General features: G+C 70.6%; 19 protein-coding genes and 1 pseudogene. 12 read left to right on the top strand and 8 right to left on the bottom strand.

Features of this window, described 5'->3' with window-relative positions:
• The first annotated feature begins 105 nt into the window (after nt 1-105).
• Complete coding sequence (locus tag E4M00_RS14805) at nt 106-648, top strand: DUF1697 domain-containing protein (protein ID WP_135121260.1); 543 nt, start codon at nt 106-108, stop codon at nt 646-648.
• Between the two features lie 39 nt (nt 649-687).
• Here E4M00_RS14805 and E4M00_RS14810 read toward each other — a convergent pair whose 3' ends face one another.
• Both E4M00_RS14810 and hutH read right to left on the bottom strand, forming a co-directional pair.
• On the bottom strand, nt 688-2202 hold the full coding sequence (locus E4M00_RS14810; RefSeq protein WP_135121261.1) for a peptidoglycan DD-metalloendopeptidase family protein: 1515 nt from the start codon (nt 2200-2202) through the stop codon (nt 688-690).
• Between the two features lie 165 nt (nt 2203-2367).
• Nucleotides 2368-3957: a histidine ammonia-lyase gene (hutH, locus tag E4M00_RS14815; protein WP_135121262.1), complete on the bottom strand. Its 1590-nt coding sequence runs from the start codon at nt 3955-3957 to the stop codon at nt 2368-2370.
• 143 nt (nt 3958-4100) lie between these two features.
• Between hutH and E4M00_RS14820 the strand changes: the two genes are divergently transcribed.
• Entirely contained in the window at nt 4101-4586 is a 486-nt protein-coding gene (locus E4M00_RS14820; RefSeq protein WP_135121263.1) for a hypothetical protein, read from the top strand.
• 33 nt (nt 4587-4619) lie between these two features.
• Nucleotides 4620-5420: an IclR family transcriptional regulator gene (locus tag E4M00_RS14825; RefSeq protein ID WP_135121264.1), complete on the top strand. Its 801-nt coding sequence runs from the start codon at nt 4620-4622 to the stop codon at nt 5418-5420.
• Between the two features lie 141 nt (nt 5421-5561).
• Here E4M00_RS14825 and E4M00_RS14830 read toward each other — a convergent pair whose 3' ends face one another.
• Nucleotides 5562-6644: an alpha/beta hydrolase gene (locus tag E4M00_RS14830; protein ID WP_135121265.1), complete on the bottom strand. Its 1083-nt coding sequence runs from the start codon at nt 6642-6644 to the stop codon at nt 5562-5564.
• A gap of 78 nt (nt 6645-6722) precedes the next feature.
• The gene (locus tag E4M00_RS14835) at nt 6723-7220 is read right to left on the bottom strand and encodes a GNAT family N-acetyltransferase (RefSeq protein WP_240037172.1); all 498 of its coding nucleotides are present in this window, start codon (nt 7218-7220) and stop codon (nt 6723-6725) included.
• 260 nt (nt 7221-7480) lie between these two features.
• Here E4M00_RS14835 and E4M00_RS14840 point away from each other — a divergent pair, with 260 nt between their 5' ends.
• From E4M00_RS14840 to E4M00_RS14850, 3 genes are all read left to right on the top strand, one after another.
• Nucleotides 7481-9535 carry a DEAD/DEAH box helicase gene (locus E4M00_RS14840; RefSeq protein ID WP_135121267.1) on the top strand — a complete coding sequence of 685 codons (2055 nt, stop codon included), beginning with the start codon at nt 7481-7483 and terminating at the stop codon, nt 9533-9535.
• A 236-nt stretch (nt 9536-9771) separates the two neighbouring features.
• Entirely contained in the window at nt 9772-10500 is a 729-nt protein-coding gene (locus tag E4M00_RS14845; RefSeq protein WP_167756910.1) for a sulfite exporter TauE/SafE family protein, read from the top strand.
• Nucleotides 10501-10795: 295 nt separating this feature from the next.
• Nucleotides 10796-12259, top strand: coding sequence for an FAD-binding oxidoreductase (locus E4M00_RS14850; protein ID WP_240037174.1), 1464 nt, complete (start codon nt 10796-10798; stop codon nt 12257-12259).
• Nucleotides 12260-12301: 42 nt separating this feature from the next.
• Here the strand turns inward: E4M00_RS14850 and E4M00_RS14855 are convergent, their stop codons facing one another.
• Both E4M00_RS14855 and E4M00_RS14860 read right to left on the bottom strand, forming a co-directional pair.
• The gene (locus E4M00_RS14855; protein ID WP_135121269.1) at nt 12302-12808 is read right to left on the bottom strand and encodes a hypothetical protein; all 507 of its coding nucleotides are present in this window, start codon (nt 12806-12808) and stop codon (nt 12302-12304) included.
• Between the two features lie 113 nt (nt 12809-12921).
• Nucleotides 12922-13968 carry an LLM class flavin-dependent oxidoreductase gene (locus E4M00_RS14860; protein WP_135121270.1) on the bottom strand — a complete coding sequence of 349 codons (1047 nt, stop codon included), beginning with the start codon at nt 13966-13968 and terminating at the stop codon, nt 12922-12924.
• A gap of 188 nt (nt 13969-14156) precedes the next feature.
• On the opposite strand from E4M00_RS14860, the gene E4M00_RS14865 reads away from it, so the two are divergent.
• The 4 genes from E4M00_RS14865 (at nt 14157) to E4M00_RS14880 (ending at nt 16857) form a co-directional block, all read left to right on the top strand.
• Entirely contained in the window at nt 14157-14405 is a 249-nt protein-coding gene (locus tag E4M00_RS14865; protein ID WP_135121271.1) for a glycine zipper domain-containing protein, read from the top strand.
• An 18-nt stretch (nt 14406-14423) separates the two neighbouring features.
• Nucleotides 14424-14858 carry a YdeI/OmpD-associated family protein gene (locus tag E4M00_RS14870; protein ID WP_135121272.1) on the top strand — a complete coding sequence of 145 codons (435 nt, stop codon included), beginning with the start codon at nt 14424-14426 and terminating at the stop codon, nt 14856-14858.
• Nucleotides 14859-14893: 35 nt separating this feature from the next.
• Complete coding sequence (locus tag E4M00_RS14875; protein ID WP_240037176.1) at nt 14894-15232, top strand: gamma-glutamylcyclotransferase family protein; 339 nt, start codon at nt 14894-14896, stop codon at nt 15230-15232.
• Between the two features lie 134 nt (nt 15233-15366).
• Complete coding sequence (locus tag E4M00_RS14880) at nt 15367-16857, top strand: HNH endonuclease signature motif containing protein (RefSeq protein ID WP_135121274.1); 1491 nt, start codon at nt 15367-15369, stop codon at nt 16855-16857.
• A 132-nt stretch (nt 16858-16989) separates the two neighbouring features.
• Here the strand turns inward: E4M00_RS14880 and E4M00_RS14885 are convergent, their stop codons facing one another.
• A complete protein-coding gene (locus E4M00_RS14885) occupies nt 16990-17250 on the bottom strand; it encodes a glutaredoxin family protein (protein WP_135121275.1) in 261 nt (86 codons plus the stop codon).
• A 9-nt stretch (nt 17251-17259) separates the two neighbouring features.
• Nucleotides 17260-17928 (bottom strand): TetR/AcrR family transcriptional regulator, encoded by a 669-nt coding sequence (locus tag E4M00_RS14890; RefSeq protein ID WP_135121276.1) that lies wholly within the window; start codon nt 17926-17928, stop codon nt 17260-17262.
• A 169-nt stretch (nt 17929-18097) separates the two neighbouring features.
• On the opposite strand from E4M00_RS14890, the gene E4M00_RS14895 reads away from it, so the two are divergent.
• A complete protein-coding gene (locus E4M00_RS14895) occupies nt 18098-19153 on the top strand; it encodes an agmatine deiminase family protein (protein ID WP_135121277.1) in 1056 nt (351 codons plus the stop codon).
• Nucleotides 19150-20892, top strand: a pseudogene (locus tag E4M00_RS14900) (amidase); the annotation flags it as partial. The gene E4M00_RS14895 and the pseudogene E4M00_RS14900, both read left to right, overlap by 4 nt.
• Nucleotides 20893-21139: the final 247 nt, after the last annotated feature.

Genomic DNA, 21139 nt, shown 5'->3' on the forward strand with positions numbered 1-21139 from the left:
CTGGCAGGCCGGGGGCAACGGATGCCGCAGGCCCCGTGTCCGGGATCCCAGACGCGCGCCAGCTCGGCCGATGCGCGGCACCGGGGCCCGTGCCACAGTGGGGTCATGGCGAGTTCGGTCGCGCTGCTGCGCGGGATCAACGTCGGCGGCAGGAACCTGATCGGGATGCCTGCCCTCGCCGACGCCTTCCGTGACGCCGGGTACTCCCATGTGACGACGCACCTGCAGAGCGGCAATGTGCTGTTCACGGCGTCGCCACCGACGGGAGCGGCCCTCGAGGACTCCCTCGAACGGATGCTGCAGAAGGCGTTCGACATCCCGCTCCTCGTGGTGGTGCGCTCCACCGAGGAGCTCGCTGCGACGATCGCGGGAGCACCGGCCGACCACGGCTCCGACACGCTGCGCAGCGACGTGTACTTCGTGAAGCAACCCCTCACCGTCGACGAGGTCTGGCAGCAGCTTCCCGAGTTGCGGGAGGGCGTCGATTCCATCGCGCCCGGTCCTGGTGCGCTGTACTTCTCGCGGGTGGCGGCGCGGGCGACCAAGACCCGCATTCAACGGCTCCTGGCCATGCCCGTGTTCCAGCAGATGACGGTTCGGACCTGGCGCACCACGACCCGCCTGTTGGAGCTGCTCGAGGAGGGCTGATCCTCAGGACGAGCTGCTGAGGGTCGAGGCGTCGAGGGTCTAGCCTCCGAGTTCGACCCCACGCGCCGCGAAGAACGGCATCGGGTCGGCGCGTACGCCATCGAGGCGCACCTCGACGTGCAGGTGGCAACCGGTCGACGCCCCCGTGCTGCCGACCAGGCCGACGGGATCACCGGCCTCGAGCTTCTCGCCCACCGTCACGACCGTGCCGCCGGTGGCGAGGTGCGCATAGGCGGTCTGCACGCCGCTGCCGTGATCGATGAGCACCCAGTTGCCCAGGGTGCCGAACCAGCCGGCGTCGACGACGGTTCCAGCTGTGGCTGCACCGATCCAGGTGCCGCAGGCGGCGGCGATGTCGACTCCGTAGTGGAAGGGGCCGGCTCCGGCGGGCTGCTCGGGGCGGGGGCCGTAGCCGTCGGTGATCGTGCCGAGCACGGGGCTGGTCCAGCCGGCCTCGCTCAGCTGTCCGCGGTCGACGGCACTCGGAACGCTGAGAGCCTGGCCTGCCGTCGCCACCTGGAGCTGCACTGTGGCCAAGGCCGCCGTGGCCGTGCCCACGGTGCTGTCGGCGGCGTTCATGGCGAGCTGCATCTCGGTGAGGGGAACGGATGCGGCCTTCTGGGCGGCATCCGACGCCTTCTGGCGCAGTTCATCGGCGCGGGCGGCGTCGGCCTTCATGCTGAGGCCGAGTTCCGCCGGGTTGGCCGAGATGCGGTCGAGTTGCTTCACCGCACCGATGGAGGCGAGGAGATCGCCGTCGGGAGCATCGAACAGGGCGTCGAGCGTGCTCGGTCCGCCTCGGGTTCCCGCGGCGTGCGCCACCTGGAGGAGTGCGCGTGCCGACGTCTCGGCCTGCAGATCGGCTGCGTTGGCGAGCGACTCAAGCTTGTCGGCCACGCTGCGCGCTGCGTCGACCTCTGCCTGGGCCGACTCGTACGCTCGCGTCGCCTTGGTGTAGCTGGCCCGTGCGGCTGCGAGCTTCGTCTTCGCGGCGAGCATGCTGGCCGCGCGGGCCCTGGCCGCCGTGGAGACCGACGTCGAGACGGGCGGGCGTCGCACCGGGATCTGCGCGGCGGCATCGTCGGGTGCCGGCGGAGCTGTCGGCGCTGTCGTGGGCGGCGTGGTGGGCGGCGTCGTCGGCGCGGGGGTCGGCGCGGGGGTCGGCGTGGGCGTGGGGGTGGGCGTCGGCGTCTCCGTGGGCTCCGGTGTCTCCGTCGGCTTCGGCGTCGCGGTGGGTGTCGGCGTCGGTGTGGGGGTCGGCGTCGGCGTCGGTGTGGGAGTCGGGGTCGGCGTCGGCTCCGGATCCGGTGTCGGCTCAGGGGTCGGAGTGGGGGTCGGCGTCGTCACCGTCTCGCACGAGGCGTCAGTGGTCGCCTCGGGCGTCGGCGTGGCCGTGGCTGAGGTGTCCGTCGCGGGATCGCATCCGTCGGCGAGGGCCGATGCGGGAACTCCGAGGATGCCGAGAGTGGCGACAAGAGTGGCAGCGGAGAGCAGCGCGATGCGGCGGACGACTCCCCGCCGTACCGCCGGTCGTGCTTCCGTGTACGTCTGCATATGTTCTCGGTTTCCATCTTCGGGTGATGGATGTCAGGCCGTTGAGCCGGAACAGTTTTCAGTCTGTCACTCGGTCCGCCCGCTGACAATGGATTCCGGGCCCGATCGGGGTGCGGAGCGGTGAATTCCGGCGGAACGAACGCTGCGCCGGCGTCGAACCCGCGTTCAGCGCCCCGCCACGACGTCGCCGACGGCGTCGGCCACGGCTCCAGACGCCACGAGGTCCACGATCGCCTCGATCTCGGGCGAGAGGAAGCGGTCCTGGCCCGGGCCCTCGGCGACTGTGCGGACGAGGCGGACGACGGCTCCGGTGGCGGCGCCGGGGAGGAGCGGAGAGCGCAGGTCGAGCCCGCGCGCCGCCGTCATGACCTCGATGGCCAGCACGCGCGTCAGGCCGTCGATCGAGCGACGGAGTTTCCGTGCAGCCGCCCAGCCCATCGACACGTGGTCCTCTTGCATGGCCGACGAGGGGATCGAGTCGACGGATGCCGGAACGGCGAGCCGCTTCAGCTCGCTCACGATGCCCGCTGCCGTGTACTGCGCGATCATGAGGCCGGAGTCCACGCCGACCTCGTGCGCCAGGAAGGGCGGCAGGCCGTGGCTGCGGGCCTGGTCGAGGAATCGGTCGGTGCGGCGCTCCGACATGCTCGCGACATCCGCCACGGCGATCGCGAGGAAGTCGAGCACGTAGCCGACTGGGGCGCCGTGGAAGTTGCCGTTCGACTCGACGCGTCCGTCGAGGGTGAGCACGGGATTGTCGACGGCGCTCGCCAGTTCGCAGTCGGCGACGGATGCCGCATGGCCGAGGGTGTCGCGCGCGGCGCCGTGCACCTGCGGGGCGCAGCGCAGCGAGTAGGCGTCCTGCACGCGGGTGCACTCCGGGCCCTTGTGGCTGGCGACGATGGGGGAGCCTGCCAGCAGGGCGCGGATGTTCGCGGCCGAGACGGCCTGGCCGACCTGCGGGCGCAGGCGGTGGAGTTCTGGGGCGAAGACGGCGTCGGTGCCGAGCAGGCCTTCGACGCTCATCGCTGCGCTGATGTCCGCCGTCGTGAGCAGCATCCGCAGGTCGTGGATGGCGAGGGCGAGCATGCCGAGCATGCCGTCGGTGCCGTTGATGAGGGCGAGGCCCTCCTTCTCGCCGAGCTGCAGGGGAATGATGCCGGCTGCGGCGAGGGCGTCGGCTGCCGGATGCAGTTCGCCGTCGGTCGTGCGCACCTCACCCTCGCCCATCGCCACCAGCGCGCAGTGCGACAGCGGCGCGAGGTCGCCCGAGCAGCCGAGCGAGCCGTACTCGCGCACGATCGGCGTGATGCCGGCGTTGAGGATGGCGGCGTAGGTCTCCACGGTGACGCGGCGTACGCCCGTGCGGCCGGTCATCAGGGTCGAGAGGCGCAGCAGCATGAGGGCGCGCACCACCTCGCGCTCCACCTCGGAGCCCGACCCGGCGGCGTGCGAGCGCACCAGGCTCGCCTGCAGCTGCGCGCGGCGGTCGGCGGCGATGAAGGTGGTGGCGAGGGCGCCGAAGCCCGTCGAGATGCCGTAGTGCGGCTCCGGATCCTCGGCGAGGGCGTCGATGATGGCCCGGCTGGCCTCGACCTCGACGAGGGCGCTCTCGTCGAGCACGACGACGGCCTCGTGACGCGCGACGGCCACGACCTCCTCGATGCTCAGGGGGCCGATGCCGACGGTGACCGATGCCGCGGGCGTCGTGTCGGTGGCCGTGCCGGATGCTGGGAGGGAGGTGCTCGTGCTCATGCTCTCGATCCCACTCCAGGCCGGGCCCCACGGCCACAGCGGCAGCTGCATCCGTGTCCGGGATCCCAGACGTGCGCGCGCCCTTCACCTCTGATTCAGAAGAGTTCCCCCGGAATGTCATCAACGGGCGGGAGGGTGGACCGGTGACCGGAAGCCCGAGGATCGTCTTCTCGACCTTCTGGTCGGGCTCAGACCCGATGCTGCGGGCCTGGGTGCGCTTCCGCGACTCCGTCATCGGCGGCGGGCACTCGGCCGGACTCGTCGCAGAACCGATCGATCCCCGTGCGGAGCATCCGGGCGTGTGGCGCGTGCTGGCGTCCAACAATCGCGAGCTCGCGCGCAGCGCAGGCTGGTACGAGTCGTTCGCCTCGGCACATGCGCACGCGATCAGCATCCGGCAGTCCGTGAACGATCTCGACATCCTGCTGGTCGCCGGGGTCGAACCCGCGACGCACGGGTGGTATTTCACCCTCGACGGCTGCGCGGTGCTCACCTGTGGACGCTGGTACGGCAGCTCAGCACTCAGCCTCGAGTCGGCGCTCGCGGCCATCGACGCCCTCCGCGTCGGCCACGTGGCCGAGCTCTCGCACGAGATCCGGGCGAGTCGACGATCGGCCCGTATCCGCTGACGCCATGAGCGTCTGGGATGCCAGACTGAGCGCATGCCCGGCCCGAAGGTTCCCGCAGCCGACCAGACCCTCGCGATCCTGTCGCACCTGGCCGCCCAGCGCGGTCCGGTGCCGGCGTCGACGATCGCGAGTGCGCTCGGACTTCCGCGGTCGACCGTCTACCACCTGCTCGGCGTGCTGCAGGAGAGGGGCTTCGTGGTGCACCTCCCTGAGGCGCGACGCTACGGCCTCGGGGTCGCGGCATTCGAGCTGAGCAGCGGATTCTCACGCCAGCAGCCGCTCTCACTGCTGGGGCGTCCGCTGGTCGCAGCGCTGGTCGACCGCACGGGGGAGAGCGCGCACCTCGCCGTGCTGCACGGCCGCGACGTGCTCTACATCGTCGAGGAGCGCGCCCGGCGGCGACCCTCCCTGGTGACGGATGTCGGGGTGCGCCTTCCCGCGCACCTCACCGCGAGCGGTCGCGCGCTTCTCGCGGCGCTGCCCTTCGCCCAGGTTCGGGCGCTGTATCCGGATGCCGCAGCCTTCGTGGCGCGCAGCGAGGACGTCGAGGCCACGGGCCCCCGCACCCTGAAGGAGTTGCGCGGTGTGCTCGACCGGGTGCGCGCGGACGGGTTCGCGGTGGAGGACGGCGAGATCACGGGGGGGTTCGCATCCGTCGCCGTCGCAGTGCTCGACCACGCCGGCTGGCCGGCCGCCGGCATCGCGAGCACCTTCCCTCGCGAGAACGTGGCGCCCGCGGATCGAGCCGACCTCGCTGCCGAGATCACGCGCACGGCGACGGAGCTGAGCCGCCGCATCCGTGGGGCTGCGACGCTGCCGGATGCCGCACGCTGAGCTCTCTCGACCCTCCGCGCCTGCGCAATTCAGGCTGAATCGAGTGACACGCCGCGCTGGAGGGGCAAAACGCCCTGCCGAGGTGGATCGAGCCTGAGTTATGCGGCGGGCCGGGCCGGACGTCGCGGGCGCGACTCGCGCTCAGCCCGCGGCGAGAGGCGCCGGCGCCGCCTCGACCGCAGGAGCCGCATCCGTCACCACGGGAGATGCCGGCGCCGTGAGCGTCGCCCGGAAGAAGTCGGCGACCTTGCCGCGCATGGCCTCGTCGAGGATGCCGATGGAGTGACCGACGCCCGGGACGACCTGCATCGTGTTGGCGACCCCGGCGGCGCTGAGCGCCTCGGAGAACGACGTCGACTGCCGGAGCGGGATGAATTCGCTCTCGGAGTGACCGATGAAGACCGGCGGATCGCTCGGATCGATGAAAGTCGTCGCCGACGCGTCCGCTGCCTGCGGGCAGTCGGCGAGTCGGTCGCAGCCGAGGTAGTTGAGGGCGATCTGCTCGACCAGTTCTCCGGCACCGCTCGCCTGCATGGCGGCATCCGTGAGATCGATGGGTCCGCTGAGTTCGGCGACGGCGGCGACGCGCGAGCCGGCGTCGAGGGTGCCCTCGCCCCGGGTGCCGAGGAGTGCGGCGAGGTTTCCGCCGGCTGATCCGCCGAAGGCGCCGATGCGAGCGGCATCGATCCCGTAGTCGGCGGCGTGCGCCCGCACCCACTCGACGGCCAGGCCGACGTCGTCGATGGCGGCCGGGAAGTGCACGGCCGGAACCAGACGGTAGTTCACCGAGAAGGCGACGAAGCCCTCCGAGGCGAGCCACTGGCAGACGTGCCGCCAGTCGTCGTTCGACTTGTCGCCGCGTGCCCAGCTGCCGCCGTGGATCGAGACGATGCCGACGCGGGTCTCACCCGGAGCTGGGTCGGATGCGGGGGAGCAGACGTCCAGGTCGAGACGGGTGCCGTCCTCCCGGGTGCCGTACGTGACGTCGGGTTCCACGGTGATGCCGGTGGCCACGGTCCAGGTGCGGATGCCGATGCGCTCGGTGGTAGTCAACTCACTGGCGCGGTCGGAGCCGGCCGGATCGATGTCGTGGAGTTCCGCGTGGAAGCCGGAGAGCACGACGGCACCCATCAGGGCGGTCGCCGAGGCGGCGAGGGCGATGAGCGCTCGACGGCGGGGTCGTCCCTGGGCGGGTCGGGAGAACTTCACGGATGCTCCGGTCATGCGGCGTGGATCGAGCTCCACGTGCCGAGACCGGTCGACTGAGCGTGAGATGAGAATAGATCCGGACGGCCCCGATTCCTAATCTCCCGTTCGAGGGAGCTCCTTCGCGAAGCAGACGCTGTGGGCCTCGCCCACGTACTGCCCGAACTGCGGGATGAGCTCGTAGCCGGCGTGACGGTAGAGCGCCTGCGCCGCGTCGTGCAGGTCGCCGGTCTCAAGCACGATGCGACGGATGCCGCCGGCTGCGGCATCCGTTTCGATGCGATCGAGCAGGCGCCTGGCCACGCGCTGGCCTCGCGCCTCGGGGCTCACGAACATGCGCTTGAGCTCGGCTGTCCTCTGCCCGGTGGCGTCGGGCGCGTCGGTGGCATCGACGACGAGGGCGGCGCATCCGAGTGCGGCGCCGTCGATGCCGCGTGCGACGTAGAAGGTGACTCCCGGCTGCTCGAGCGACTCGATGTCCAACATGAAGTTGCTCTCGGGCGGATACAGCGCCATCGCGTAGGCGCTCGACTGGAGCAGCAATTCTTCGATCTCGGGCTGGCGGGGCGGTTCCACAGTGATGCTGACTGACACGGAAATCATGCTAAACCGGGCATATTTCATCGACGTTTCCCAGCTTCGTCCGCTAGGCTCCCTCAGTCGGCTCTTGACACCGCACTGTGTGCGGATGGGTTTGTAAGTCTGTTGGGCCGGTTTCGCAGCAATTCTGCTGGCGAAAATCACACTGTATGTGAACGGCCCCGGGCGACGAAGATTCCGGGTTCTCAGTTGCGCTGCGCTTTCGTGCGTACCGCTGTTCTGCCATGTACGCGAGAACAACCCAGGAATGAGCTATGCCCAACAACAAGAAGCCCGCTGGCGGTCGTCCCGCCAAGAACTTCGATCCCTACGCTCGCAGCGGCAAGGGTGGACCCAAGTCCGGTTCGCGCAGCCCCGGACACCGCGGTTACAAGCCCGAGTCCGAGGCCCCCGCCAAGAAGGCGCGCTGGAACGCCGACGAGCGAGCCGAGCGTGCCGCATCCGGTGCCGGCGACCGTCGCTCCTACGGCAACGACCGCCCGCAGCGCGGAGAGCGCAGCGAGCGCCCCGCGTACGGCCAGCGCTCAGAGCGTCCCGCGTACGGTGACCGCAACGACCGTGGTGCTCGTAGCGAGCGTCCCGCGTACGGTGACCGCAACGACCGTGGTGCTCGTACCGAGCGCCCCGCCTACGGTGACCGCAACGACCGTGGTGCTCGCACCGAACGCCCCGCCTACGGTGACCGCAACGACCGCGGTGCTCGCTCCGAGCGCCCCGCCTACGGTGACCGCAATGCGCGTCCGTCCTACGGCAACGACCGCCCGCAGCGTGGCGACCGCCCCGCCTACGGCAAGCGCGAGTCCGGCTACGGCGACCGTCCCCGCGAGGAGCGCGCACCCCGCGCCGACCGCACCGAGCGTCCCGCGTACAACGACCGCGCCCAGCGCTCGGATCGCCCCGCCTACAACGCCAGCGAGCGTCCCCCGCGTCGCGACGACCGTGGCGGCTCCTACGAGCGCCCCGGCTTCAAGGCGTCCGACCGCAGCGACAGCAAGTTCTACCCGTCGCGCAGTGCAGGCGGAGCATCCGCCGGCCGCGTGCACGGCGACCAGAAGGGGCACTTCACCCCCGAGGACGACGTCGTGCTCGAGCGTCTCGAGGCTCAGGCCATCGAGGCGACGGATGTCGACGGCGTGAGCTTCGGCGACCTCGGCCTGGGCGGCAACATCGTCGCAGCCCTCACCGCTCTCGGTGCAGCCAGCCCGTTCCCGATCCAGGCAGCCACCATCCCGGTCGTGCTCGAGGGTCGCGACGTTCTCGGCCGCGGCAAGACCGGCTCCGGCAAGACCATCGCCTTCGCGGCTCCCACCGTCGAGCTGCTCATGAAGCAGTGGGCGCAGAGCGGCAAGTCCGGCGGAAAGCGCCAGATCGGCCGCAAGCCCCGCGCGCTCATCCTCGCTCCGACGCGCGAGCTCGCGCTTCAGATCGACCGCACGGTCCAGCCCATCGCCCAGAGCGTCGGCCTGTTCACCACGCAGATCTACGGCGGCGTTCCGCAGTACAAGCAGGTCGGTGCCCTCCAGCGCGGCGTCGACATCGTGATCGGCACCCCCGGTCGCATCGAGGACCTCATCGAGCAGGGTCGTCTCGACCTCAGCGAGGTGTCCATCACGGTTCTCGACGAGGCCGACCACATGTGCGACCTCGGCTTCCTCGAGCCCGTGCAGCGCATCCTCCGTCACACCAAGGACGGCGGCCAGAAGCTGCTGTTCTCGGCCACGCTCGATAAGGGTGTCGCCACCCTCGTCAACGAGTTCCTCGTGAACCCGGCCGTGCACGAGGTCGCCGGTGAAGACCAGGCCTCCTCCACGATCGACCACCGCGTTCTCGTCATCGAGCACCGCGACAAGGCCGCCATCATCGAGCAGCTCGCCGACCGCGACGGCAAGACCCTGGTCTTCGCCCGCACCCGCGCCTTCGCCGAGCAGCTCGCCGACCTGCTCGACGACGCCGGCATCCCGGCCGTCTCGCTGCACGGAGACCTCAACCAGGGCCGCCGCACGCGCAACCTGGCGCAGCTCACCTCGGGTCGCGTCAGCGTTCTCGTGGCGACGGATGTCGCAGCCCGCGGCATCCACGTCGACGACATCGACCTGGTCATCCAGGCCGACGCCCCCGACGAGTACAAGACGTACCTGCACCGCGCCGGCCGCACCGGCCGCGCCGGCAAGCAGGGCACCGTCGTCACGCTCATCCCGCGTCAGCGTCAGCGTCGCATGAGCGAGCTGCTCGAGCGCGCCGAGATCTCGGCCGACTTCGTCGACACGCGCCCCGGCGACGAGCTGCTGCGCGAGCTCGCTGCACTGTAGCCTGCGGCATCCGCCGTACGAGAAGCCCCCATCCGGTTCGCCGGGTGGGGGCTTTCCTCATCTCTGCCAGCGCGCTATTCAGGCTGGATTCGCCTGGGCAGGGCGTGTCTGTCTCAACACGCCCTGCGCAGCGCAATCCGGCCTGAATTGTGCGCCGGATGCGGCCGATTCGGCGCGAACGGATGCGGCGGGTTACGCTCATCCGTCCCTTCCGCTCCATCGAATGCCCACCGCCCATGTCTGCCATCGTCGTCACAGTGCTGACCTGTGCGTCCGTGCTCGTCGGAGCGGCGGCCCAGCGCATCACCGGGCTGGGGTTCGCGCTGGTGGCCGCACCGCTCCTGGTGGCATCCGTCGGCCCCGTCGCCGGAGTCTCTATGGGCAACGTGCTCTCGGCCGTGCTCTGCGTCGTCGTGCTCGCGAGCGCCTGGCGGTTCGTCGACTGGCGGCGGGCGCTGCTGCTCACGCTGCCCGCTCTGGTGGCGATTCCCGTCGGCGTCGCCGTGACGCGGATGGTGCCGACGGCGCCTCTCATGATCCTCGTCGGATCGATCGCGCTCCTCGCCATCGCCACCGTGGCGTTCAGCCAGACAGTCCGGGTGCTCCCCGGCCGTCGTGGAGCAGTCGTCGCCGGCGGACTCTCGGGCTTCATGAGCGCCACGGCCGGGGTCGGCGGACCGGCCCTCGCCGTGCACGCCTTCAGCGACCGCTGGCCCCGGCAGGTGTTCCTCGGCACCGGACAGGCCTTCCTGCTCGCGACGAACCTCGTGGCAGTCGGTGTGAAGGGCGTTCCCGCCATCGACGGATGGCTCTGGCTGGCAGCCGCGGTCTCCCTCGGGGTCGGCATCCTGATCGGTCAGGCGGTGGCGCCCCGAGTGAGCGACGGCCTCGGGCGCCGACTGGTCATCGGGCTGGCCGCCGTCGGCAGTGCGGCCGCGATCGTGCGCGGCATCCTGCTGCTGTAGACGCGTCGGATGCCTCATGCCTCACCTGCCGGGCGCGATTGCAGGATGAGTCTCCACCTGGCCGCATATCGCAGCCAGGTCGAGCGTGGTCCTGCATTGCTCGACGAATCTGCGGGTGAGCCCTGAGCGGAGTGCCGGGTGGGCTCCGATGGGCCGCCCGACGCCGCGGGTGTTCGATGGAGCTCGCGCCTCGTGCGGCGGAGGAGGGCCTCGGGCCCCGCCGATCGTGTTGAGGCATCCGCTCCGTGACGGAGCAGCTCCACCCGAGGAGCACCTCACCCGAAAGGAAACATCAGTGAACACCCCTGCGCCCACCGCGCCCACCGTCATCGCCGCGAACCCCGGATCGATCGCCGTCGCCCAGCCGAACGCCGCGCCCGCCGCATCCACCACCCCGGTCCGAGAGCTCCTCGCCCTGCGCGACGCCCTCGACGGCTCGCTGCACCTCCCGGCGGATGCCGACTGGGATGCCGCTCGCACGGCGTGGAACCTCGCCGTCGACCAGCGTCCGGCCGCTGTCGTCATCGCCGGCAGCGCCCATGACGTCGTGCTGACGGTCAACGCCGCCCGCGAGCTCGGCCTGCGCGTCGCGCCGCAGAGCACCGGGCACAACGCCGCGCCGCTGGGCGGACCCGACGGACTCGCCGGCACCATCCTGCTGCGCACCAGCTCGCTGCGCGGCGTGAGCATCGTGCCGGAGTCCCGCATCGCGCGCTGCGAGTCCGGCGCGCTCTGGGCCGACGTCACAGCGCCGGCGGCAGCCTTCGGTCTCGCTGCCCTCGCCGGGTCGAGCGCCGACGTCGGCATCGCCGGTTACCTGCTCGGCGGTGGCGTGAGCTGGCTCGCCCGCTCGCACGGCCTCGCCGTCAACTCGATCACGGCCATCGAGATCGTGACGGCCGACGGACTGCTGCGCCGCATCGACGCCGACCACGAGCCCGAGCTGTTCTGGGCCGTGCGCGGCGGAAGCGGCAACTTCGGCGTCGTCACGGCGATCGAGCTGCGCCTGTTCCCGATGACCGAGGTCTACGCCGGAACCCTGTTCTTCCCGCTCGCGGAGGCGAGCCGGGTGCTGCAGGCATGGCGTGAGTGGACGGCCGACGTGCCCGAGCAGGTCACCAGCGTCGGCCGCATCCTGCAGTTCCCTCCGCTGCCCGAGCTGCCGGACTTCCTGCGCGGTCAGAGCTACGTCGTCATCGAGGCAGCCCTGCAGGCGCCCCCGGTCGACGCCGACGCCGTGCTCGCGCCGTTGCGCGACCTCGACCCCGTGATCGACACCTTCCAGCCCACCCCGATGACCGAGCTGGACCAGCTGCACATGGACCCGCAGGGTCCGGTGCCCGGAGTCGGCGACGGCTTCGCGCTGGCCGAGCTCACGGCCGACGCCGTCGAGGCGTTCGTCGCTGCGGCCGGAGCCGGCTCGGGCTCGGCGCTGCTGTCGGCCGAGATCCGTCACGTGGGCGGGGCGGCGGGCCGGGCTCCGCGGGGAGCCGGCGTCGTGTCGCACCTCGACTCGGAGTTCCTCGTGTTCGGTGCCGGCATCGCCGCGACGCCGGAGATGGGAGTCGCAGCGGCGGCATCCGTCGACCGTCTGGCTGAGGCGCTCGCTCCCTGGCGCGCCGCGGTGCTCTACCAGAACTTCGCTGAGGGCCCCCAGGAGCCCCGCGCCATCTGGGGAGCCGACCTCGACCGGTTGCGCGCGATCAAGGTGGTCTACGACCCGAGCAACACCATCCGCTCGAACCACCCGGTGCTGTAGCGGGAGCTGCGCATCCGTCATCGAGAACGGAGGAACTGCGGGTCAGATCGTCTTCTGACCCGCAGTTGCTTCGTTCCGGGCGTGCAGCCAGCCGCTCGTGGGGCGTGCGGAGCCCGGGGTCGTGCCGGTGAACGGAGCCGCGAGCAGGTCGCCGGCGCGGACGTCGGAGGGGAGCAGAGCGGAGGCATCCGTCGCCCGACGAGAGTCGAGGGAGCGGATGCTGAACGTCATGGAGCGCGCAGTCGAGGCGCGACCGATGAGTCGCAGATCACCCCAGCAGGCAGCGAGGGTGGCGAGGTCGAGATCGAGGGTGACGGATGCCGTCCTGCTCGCATCCGCACCGACGTCCCGCACGCGTACGACCACCACGCCGATGTCGTCGACGACGTGCACTGCAGGGGTGGCGCTCAGCTCGACCAGTCGCAGCATCGAGACGCCGGAGACGACGAGGTCCGTCGTGGTTGCGATGGTCGCGGCCGGCCAGAGCCCCGGCGCGAGCGGATCGGGGATCGAGCGACGCAGGCTCGGGATGATGGACGTGAGGGTCACACGTCTGTTCTACGTGGAGTGCGTCGGGCATCGGCGATTGTTACGGAACCTCCACGCCTGAGGGGGTGATCCTGACGGTTCCGTCACGGCTGTCCCGGTCAACGAGGACCGTGCTAGAGCAGCTCGCCCGCCAGCAGCTCCAGGGTCTGCGCGCGGCCCGGGGTTGCGTCGAGGGGGTCGCTCGCGAAGGCGCCGCTGATGGGCGACACCATCACCTCGTCGACTCCGTAGCGCGAGGCGAGCTGGCGGACGGCCTGGCCTGCGGCATCCGGGGCCCCGATGACCCAGCGCTTCTCCATGGCGGCGACGAGCTCGTCGGTCGCCGTGTCGCGTCCGGAGTTCTCGGAGTCCTCGACGGTCTCGAGCACGCTGAGCGGGCGGCCCGTGCGAAGTCGCGCCATCGCGCGCATCTGCGGCAGGGCCCGGCGGCGGGCCTCCTCGGCGGTCGGGGCGACGGAGGCGTTGAGGGTGAGGAAGGTCTGCGGCTCGGGGTGCTCGGGGCTCGGCGTGTAGTTGGTGCGGTAGAGCTCGAGGGCCGCTTCGATGCCCTCGCCCGAGAAGTGGTACGCGAACACGTACGGCAGGCCGTGGCTCGCGGCGAGGCGGGCCGAGTAGTCGCTCGATCCGAGCAGCCAGATCGTGGGGACGCTGCCGGCGGCCGGCGTCGCGTGCACCGTGTACTCGCTGCCGCTCGTCATGCGCAGGGCGGCTCCACCGGGGTGGATGAGCGCCTGGATGTCGGCGATGTGATCGGGGAAGCGGTCGACGTCTGCAGTGGGGCCGCTGATGCGCAGCAGCTGCGTGATGACGGGGTCGCTGCCGGGGGCGCGGCCGATGCCGAGGTCGATGCGTCCGGGGGCGAGCGCCTCGAGGGCCGCGAACTGCTCGGCGACGACGAGCGGCGCGTGGTTGGGCAGCATGACGCCGCCGGATCCCACACGGATACGCTCCGTCTTCGCCGCCGTCGCCGCGATCAGCACGGGCGGGGTCGTCGAGGCCACAGACGGCATGTTGTGGTGCTCGGCGTACCAGTAGCGCGTGTAGCCGAGGGTGTCGGCGAGCTGGGCGAGGCCGACCGAGGCTGTCATCGCCTGCGAGCTGGTCTGGCCGCTGCGCACGGGAATGAGGTCGAGAACGGAGAGGCGGAGTGGTGCAGTCATCCTCAAGCGCAACCGGCGGGAGCGGGCGGCTATTCCGCAGCTACCGCCCGCGTCGTCGCGCGCGTCAGCGCGCGCGTCGTCGCGCGCCTCGGCGTCAGCATCGGGCCGGCAGTGGCTCCGCCGCGTGGGGGAGCCGTCTCGTTCGGTTGACGGATGCCTCTGCTGCGGCATCCGCCTACCGTGAGGGTATGGCTGACACGAAGAAGGCAGCGTTCGACTCGAAGGATCCGACCACGCGCGGCTGGGCGTTGGGGATAGCCATCGGGATCGCGCTGGGGGCGGGCCTCGGAGTCGCCCTGGGGAACGTGGGGATCGGGATCGCGATCGGCGTCGCGATCGGAACCGCACTCGCCGTCTCGTTCACCGAGATGTACAAGAAGGAAGACGCCGAGAAGGCCGCGGCTGATGACGACGAGGCCTCGCCGCCGACGACCTGACGCGGCCATAATCGAGGCATGCGCTTCTCCACGAACATGGCCCAGATGGGAAACAACACCGGCATCCCCGTACCCGACGAGGTCATCGAGGCTCTCGGCGGCGGCAAGCGCCCGCCGGTGAACGTGACGGTGAACGGATACCAGTACCGCAGCACCGTGGCACCGATGGGCGGTCGGTTCCTCATCGCGTTCAGCTCCGACAAGCGCGCGGCGACGGGCATCCAGGGCGGGGATCCGATCGAGGTGGAGCTCACCCTCGACACCGAGCCGCGCATCACCGAGGTGCCCGACGACCTGGCCGCGGCGCTCGCCGCATCGGCCGAGGTGCAGGCCGCCTTCGACAAGCTGTCGCCGAGCGCGAAGAAGGCGCACGTGGTGAACGTCGAATCGGCGAAGACGGATGCCACCCGCCAGCGTCGCATCGAGACCATCGTGGCGAAGCTCGGCGCGTGAGCGGGGGCGCTGGGAGCGGCAGCGAGGGTGTCAGCGTGGAGCACCTCTTCTCCTACGGCACGCTGAGGCTCGCCTCGGTGCAGCGCGGCACATTCGGCGCCGAACTGCCGACGCGTGACGACGCGCTGCCGGGGTTCCGACTCGGGGTGCTGAAGATCACGGATCCCCACGTCATCGCGTTGAGTGGCTCGGACGAGCACCCGATCCTGGAGCGCACGGATGACCCCGCAGACAGTGTGGCCGGCTCGGTGCTTGAGCTCACTCCCGAGCAGCTCGCGGCGGCCGACGCCTACGAGGTGGCCGACTACGTGCGGGTCACGGTGACGTTGGCGTCGGGGACGCGGGCGTGGGTGTACGTGGCGGCTGAGGGCTGAGGGCTGAGGGCTCCCGGCACTCCTCCCCAGCTCGCTGTCGAGCTGTCTGATTCCACAGAAAATTCTTTCGAAAAACCTGATCAAAGGGTGAAAAACGCGCCGGCAGTGTCGGTGGGTGCTGCGAGTATCAAGGTATGGAAACCCCGACACCGTTGGCTTCGTTGCAGCAGGATGTTGCAGCGCTGGCCGCCGCGTGGGCGGGTGCTCTGCCGGCGTTCGGGGTGGTTCCGTCCGATGCGCAGGGCTCTTTCGAGCTGATGAGCGGTTCCGGTCTGGTGTCGGTGACGGATGCGATCGCCCAGCTCCGTCGCACCACTGATGCTCTTCTGGCGCGGGCAGCGGGAGAGGTCGGCCGACGCTCCGGGCCCGAGTTCGGCTCCGAGGGGTTGGCGAAGAAGAACGGGTTCTCCACCCCGACCAAGCTCGTCGCCTCGTCGACCGGAGGCAGCACGGGCGAGGCCGCCCGGTTACTCGCGGTGGGTGCTGCGACGGCATCCCGTCAGGACTTCAGCGGCCAGGCTCGCCCGGCACGGCATCCCCACGTCGCCGCCGCACTGGACGCCGGCCTCATCAGCGTCGACGCGGCCGGTGCGATCACCGGGATGCTCGACCGGGTGGAACCCCGAGCGGATGCCGCCGTGGCTGAGGGCATCGAGAAGATCCTCGCCGAGCGTGCAGCCGACCTCCCGTTGAGCCTGCTCTTGCGGGTCATCAAGCAGGCCGAGGCGCGGCTCGATCCCGACGGTGCCGAACCGCGTGACGAGGAGCGCTGGTTGGGGCGGTCATTGACCATCCGGGAGAACCGCCACGGCATGACCGAGCTCACCGCTCGCCTCGACCCGGAATCGGCGTCACTCGTGAAGACAGCCATCGAAGCACTCGTCTCCGACGGGCTGCGCGCGAAGGATGCCGGTCCTGGTGCTGGTGCTGGTGCTCGTGCTGGTGCTGGTGCTGGTGCTGGTGCTGGTGCTGGAGTGTCAGGCGGTGGGGCGGATGTCGCGGCGGGTGCCCGTGCTGACGGTGAACCGGTCATCACCGATGACCGCAGCATCCCGCAACGCCAGGCTGACGCCTTGGTCGAGATCATGCGTCACGTGCTCGGCTGCACCCACACCCTCCCACCGCTCGCCTCAGTCACCACGATCACGCGCATCGACCTCGACGCCCTCCGCACCGGGCTCGGGTCGGGCAGCATCGACGGCATCGACCAACCCGTCTCAGCCGGAACCATCCGCCGCATGGCCGCATCCGCCGACCTCATCCCGATGGTCCTCGGCACCGACAGCGTGCCCCTCGACGTCGGCCGCACAGCACGCCTGTTCACCAAAACGCAACGCCTCGCCCTGCACGAACGGGACGGCGGATGTGCCAGCTGCGGGCAGAACATCAACTACACGCACGCCCACCACATCCGTTGGTGGAAACGACATCACGGCCGAACCGACATCACCAACGGGGTACTGCTCTGCAGCTTCTGCCACCACATGATCCACCGAGACGGCTGGAACATCCACGCCACCCCGACCGAGGTGTGGTTCATCCCACCACCCCACATCGACCCCGACCAAGCGCCCCGACTCGGCGGCAAGGCCCGGTTCGACCTGCCCCGGATCGCGGCGGCATGAAGGGCGGGCGAGGTCAGGACTCCGTGCTCGCCGAGGGCAGCCGAGAGCGACACCCCGAAGCGGCTCGTCGTTACCGCGGCGGCGCTGAGGGGGTCTGCCTACGCGGCGGGTGAGCCGAGGCGGCGGGCGGATCTACGCGGCGACTGCCTCGAGCTTGGAGCGCAGGGCGGCATCCGTCGGCTCGACGAAGTGCTCGCCGTCGGGGAAGACGACCACGGGAATCTGGGTGCGACCGCTGATGGCCTTGGCGCGGTCGGCGCCGTCTTCGACGGTCTCGAGGTCTACGTAGTCGTACTGCACGCCCAGGCCGTCGAGGAGGCGCTTGGAGCGGCGGCAGTCGCTGCACCACTCGGCGCCGAACATGGTGATGCGGTCGAAAGTCTCAGAATTCATTGATCAAGCCTAAGCTCGCGCCGCTGAACATCCGGTGGTCGCGGATGCGCCGGCAGGCGCCGTGAGCGCCCCCGACGGCAGCCCCAGCGCGTGCTCGAGGGCGTCGGTGACGAGCCGTCCGCGGGCAGCCGGGTCGCGGTACGACACCAGCCCCTGCGCGCTCAGGCCGTCGACCATGCCGAGCAGGTGCCAGGCGACGGTCTGGGGGTCGGATGCCGTGAACTCGCCTGTGGAGCATCCGTCGTCGACGATGCCGAGCACGAGGTGCTGCCAGGCATCCATCTGGGCGCGCACGGCCGTGGCCAGCGGTGCGCTGCGCCGACCCAGACTCCAGCCGTCGAGCCAGACGGTGGTCACGTCGTCGCGTGCGGTCTCGATCAGCGTGTGGATGAGGGCGGCGAGTCGATCCGTGGGGGAGGTGTACGGCTCGACGATGCCGGCGACCTCCGCCATCTCAGCGGCGACGACGGCGGTGAAGGTATCGGCGACCAGTACTTCCATGTTCGGCTGGTAGTGAGCAACCAGGGCCGGCGTCACTCCGACGCGAGCGGCGACGCTGCGCAGGGTCACCGCCCAGAGTCCGCCCTCGAGCGCGACGTCACGGGCACCCGTGCGGATCTCGGCCGCGCGCTCCTCCGCGCTCTTGCGCGCCGCTCGGGGTCGAACCGCTCTTGACATCATCACCTCCCGCTGGGTAGCGTCGTCCCATCTTATTGATCGCGCGATCAATAGCAAACGATCACCACACGATCACCACACGATCACCACACGATCACCACACGATCACCACACGATCACCACACGATCACGACAACGATCACGAGCACGTGGCACTGGAGCTGAACGCATGACCTGGTTGATGCCCCCCGAGACAGCTCCGCACGACCGCCTCTGGATGGCCTTCCCCGTGGCCGGCCTCACCATCGGCGAGTCCGAGAAGGAGCGCGAGGCCGCCCGCGCCGCCTGGGCATCGGTCGCCCACGCCGTGCTCGACTTCGAGCCCGTGACGATGGTCGTCGACCCGTCCGCCGTCGAGGATGCGCGTCGCCACCTGAAGCCCGAGGTCGAGATCGTCGTCGCCCCGCTCGACGACTTCTGGATGCGCGACTTCGGCCCCACCTTCGTGTTCGACGAGCAGGGGATGCCCGGCGCCGTCGACTGGATCTTCAACGGATGGGGCGCCCCCGCCTGGGCGACCTGGGGGAAGGACCGCGAGATCGCCCGCTTCATCGCGGCTGAGACATCCGTGCCCGTCATCTCCTCGATGCTGGTGAACGAGGGTGGCGCCATCCACGTCGACGGTGAGGGCACCGTCATCATCACCGAGACCGTGCAGCTCGATCCGGGCCGCAACCCCTACGCCGACAGGGTGCGTGTCGAGGAGGAGCTGGCCCGCACCATCGGAGCGACCAAGGTGATCTGGCTGCCGCGCGGCCTCACCCGCGACTACGAGGACTTCGGCACCCGCGGCCACGTCGACATGATCGCCACCATCCCGTCGCCCGGCACGATCCTGCTGCACCAGCAGCCGAACCCCGCGCACCCCGACCACGAGGTGATGCGCGACCTGCGCGCCTTCCTCGAGACGACGACGGATGCCGCCGGCCGGTCGTGGACCATCATCGACCTGCCGGCACCCGCCCAGCTGGAGGACGAGGAGGGCTTCGTCGACTACAACTACGTGAACCACGTGGTGGTCAACGGCGGCGTGATCGCCTGCGGCTTCGGTGACGACGAGGCCGATGCGCGCGCCCGTTCACTCCTCGAGGGCGCCTACCCGGGCCGCCGCGTCGTCACCGTCGACGCGCGCGAGATCTTCGCGCGCGGAGGCGGCATCCACTGCATCACCCAGCAGCAGCCCGTCGGAGTCGCACGAGCAGTCGCCCGAGGAGTCGCGCGATGACCTCGGGCGATGCGCGGGTGCCGTTCGACGTCGTCGAGGCGTCGATCGCCCAGCTCGGTGCCGCTCTGTCCTCCGGTGCCGTGACGAGTGTCGACCTCGTGGCCGCCTACCTCGAGCGCATCGCCGCCTACGACAGGCAGGGCATCAGGCTGAACGCCGTTCCGGTGCTGAACCCCGAGGCCTTCGCCGACGCCCGCGCCTCGGACGAGCGGCGCGCCCGCGGCGAGACGCGCGGCTCGCTCGACGGCATCCCGTACACGGCGAAGGACAGCTACAAGGCCCGCGGTCTCACCGTGGCGGCCGGATCCCCGGCGTTCGAGAACCTCGTGGCGACGGATGACGCCTTCACCATCGCACGGCTGCGGGCAGCGGGCGCCGTGCTGCTCGGCCTGACCAACATGCCGCCGATGGCCAACGGCGGCATGCAGCGCGGCGTCTACGGCCGGGCCGAGAGCCCGTACAACCCCGACTTCCTGACGGCAGCATTCGCCTCGGGCTCCTCGAACGGATCGGGCACGGCCACGGCCGCGAGCTTCGGAGCCTTCGGGCTCGGCGAGGAGACCTGGTCGAGCGGACGCGCGCCTGCCTCCAACAACGCGCTCGTGGCCTACACGCCCTCGCGCGGCGTCATCTCGGTGCGCGGCAACTGGCCGCTCGTTCCCACGATGGACGTCGTCGTTCCCCACACCCGCACCGTGGCCGACCTGCTCGCCGTGCTCGACGTGATCGTGGCCGACGATGCCGAGACGCGCGGCGACTTCTGGCGTGCGCAGCCGTGGGTCGCCATTCCGGCGTCGTCGGAGGTGAGGCCGGATACGTACGTCGGTCTGATCGCGGCAACGGATGCCGCTCCGAATGCCGCGCTCGCAGGCACGCGCCTCGGCATCCCCCGCATGTACATCAACGCCGACCCCGAGGCCGGTACCGCCGAAGCCGGGGGGATCGGGGGACCGACGGGTCAGCGTATCGAGACCCGCGCATCCGTCATCACACTCTGGGAGGCCGCCCGTCGCGACCTCGAGGCCGCCGGCGCCGAGGTCGTCGAGGTGGACTTCCCGGTGGTGTCGAACTACGAGGGCGACCGGCCGGGAGCTCCCACCATCGCGACGCGCGGACTGGTGAGTGCCGAGTACCTGAAGCGCGAGATCGTCGACCTGTCGGTCTGGGCATGGGACGACTTCCTGGCGGCCAACGGCGACCCGGTGATCGGCGCTGTCGCCGACGTGGACGGCGCGCTCATCTTCCCGCAGCCGCCCGGAGCCGTGGCCGACCGCTACGCGGGCTTCGACGACGACATCGCCGAGTACCCCGAGTTCGCGCGGGAGCATCCGTCGGGGGCGCTCGCCGACATCCCGCTGCTCGAGAGCGGCCTGCGCGGTCTCGAGGAGACCAGACGCATCGACCTCGAGGAGTGGATGGCGGACCTCGGCCTCGACGCCGTGGTGTTCCCGGCCGTCGCCGACGTCGGGCCGGCCGACATGGACGTGAACGAGGAATCGGCCGACCGAGGCTGGCGCAACGGCACGTGGGTGGCCAACGGCAACCTGGTTCCGCGCCACCTCGGCATCCCGACGGTGACGGTGCCGATGGGCATTATGACCGACATCGGCATGCCCGTCGGCCTGACGTTCGCCGGAGCCGCGTACTCCGACACGGCGTTGCTGCGGCTTGCGGCCGCGTTCGAGGCGACGGGCGCGCCCGGCTCGCGGCGGGTGGCTCCCGGGCGGACGCCCGCACTTCCCGGTCGCGCGATCGATGCTGTGACGGATGCCGCTGCCGCGCCTGCGCCCGCTGTCGTGCCGGCCGGCGCCCCGAGCCTCGTGCTGGAGGCCGAGGCGCTGCCGCCCGAGGGCGGACGCGTCGAGATCGTCGTGCGCGGGTCGTTCGCGGCGCCGGCCGGCTTCGCGGCGCTCACGATCTCGGTGGACGGTGCGCCGGTGGCCGTCGATGTCGACGGCACCGCCTTCAGCGCCCGTGTCTCGGTCG

The sequence above is a fragment of the Orlajensenia leifsoniae genome, assembly GCF_004570845.1.
Taxonomy (GTDB): Bacteria; Actinomycetota; Actinomycetes; order Actinomycetales; family Microbacteriaceae; genus Orlajensenia; species Orlajensenia leifsoniae.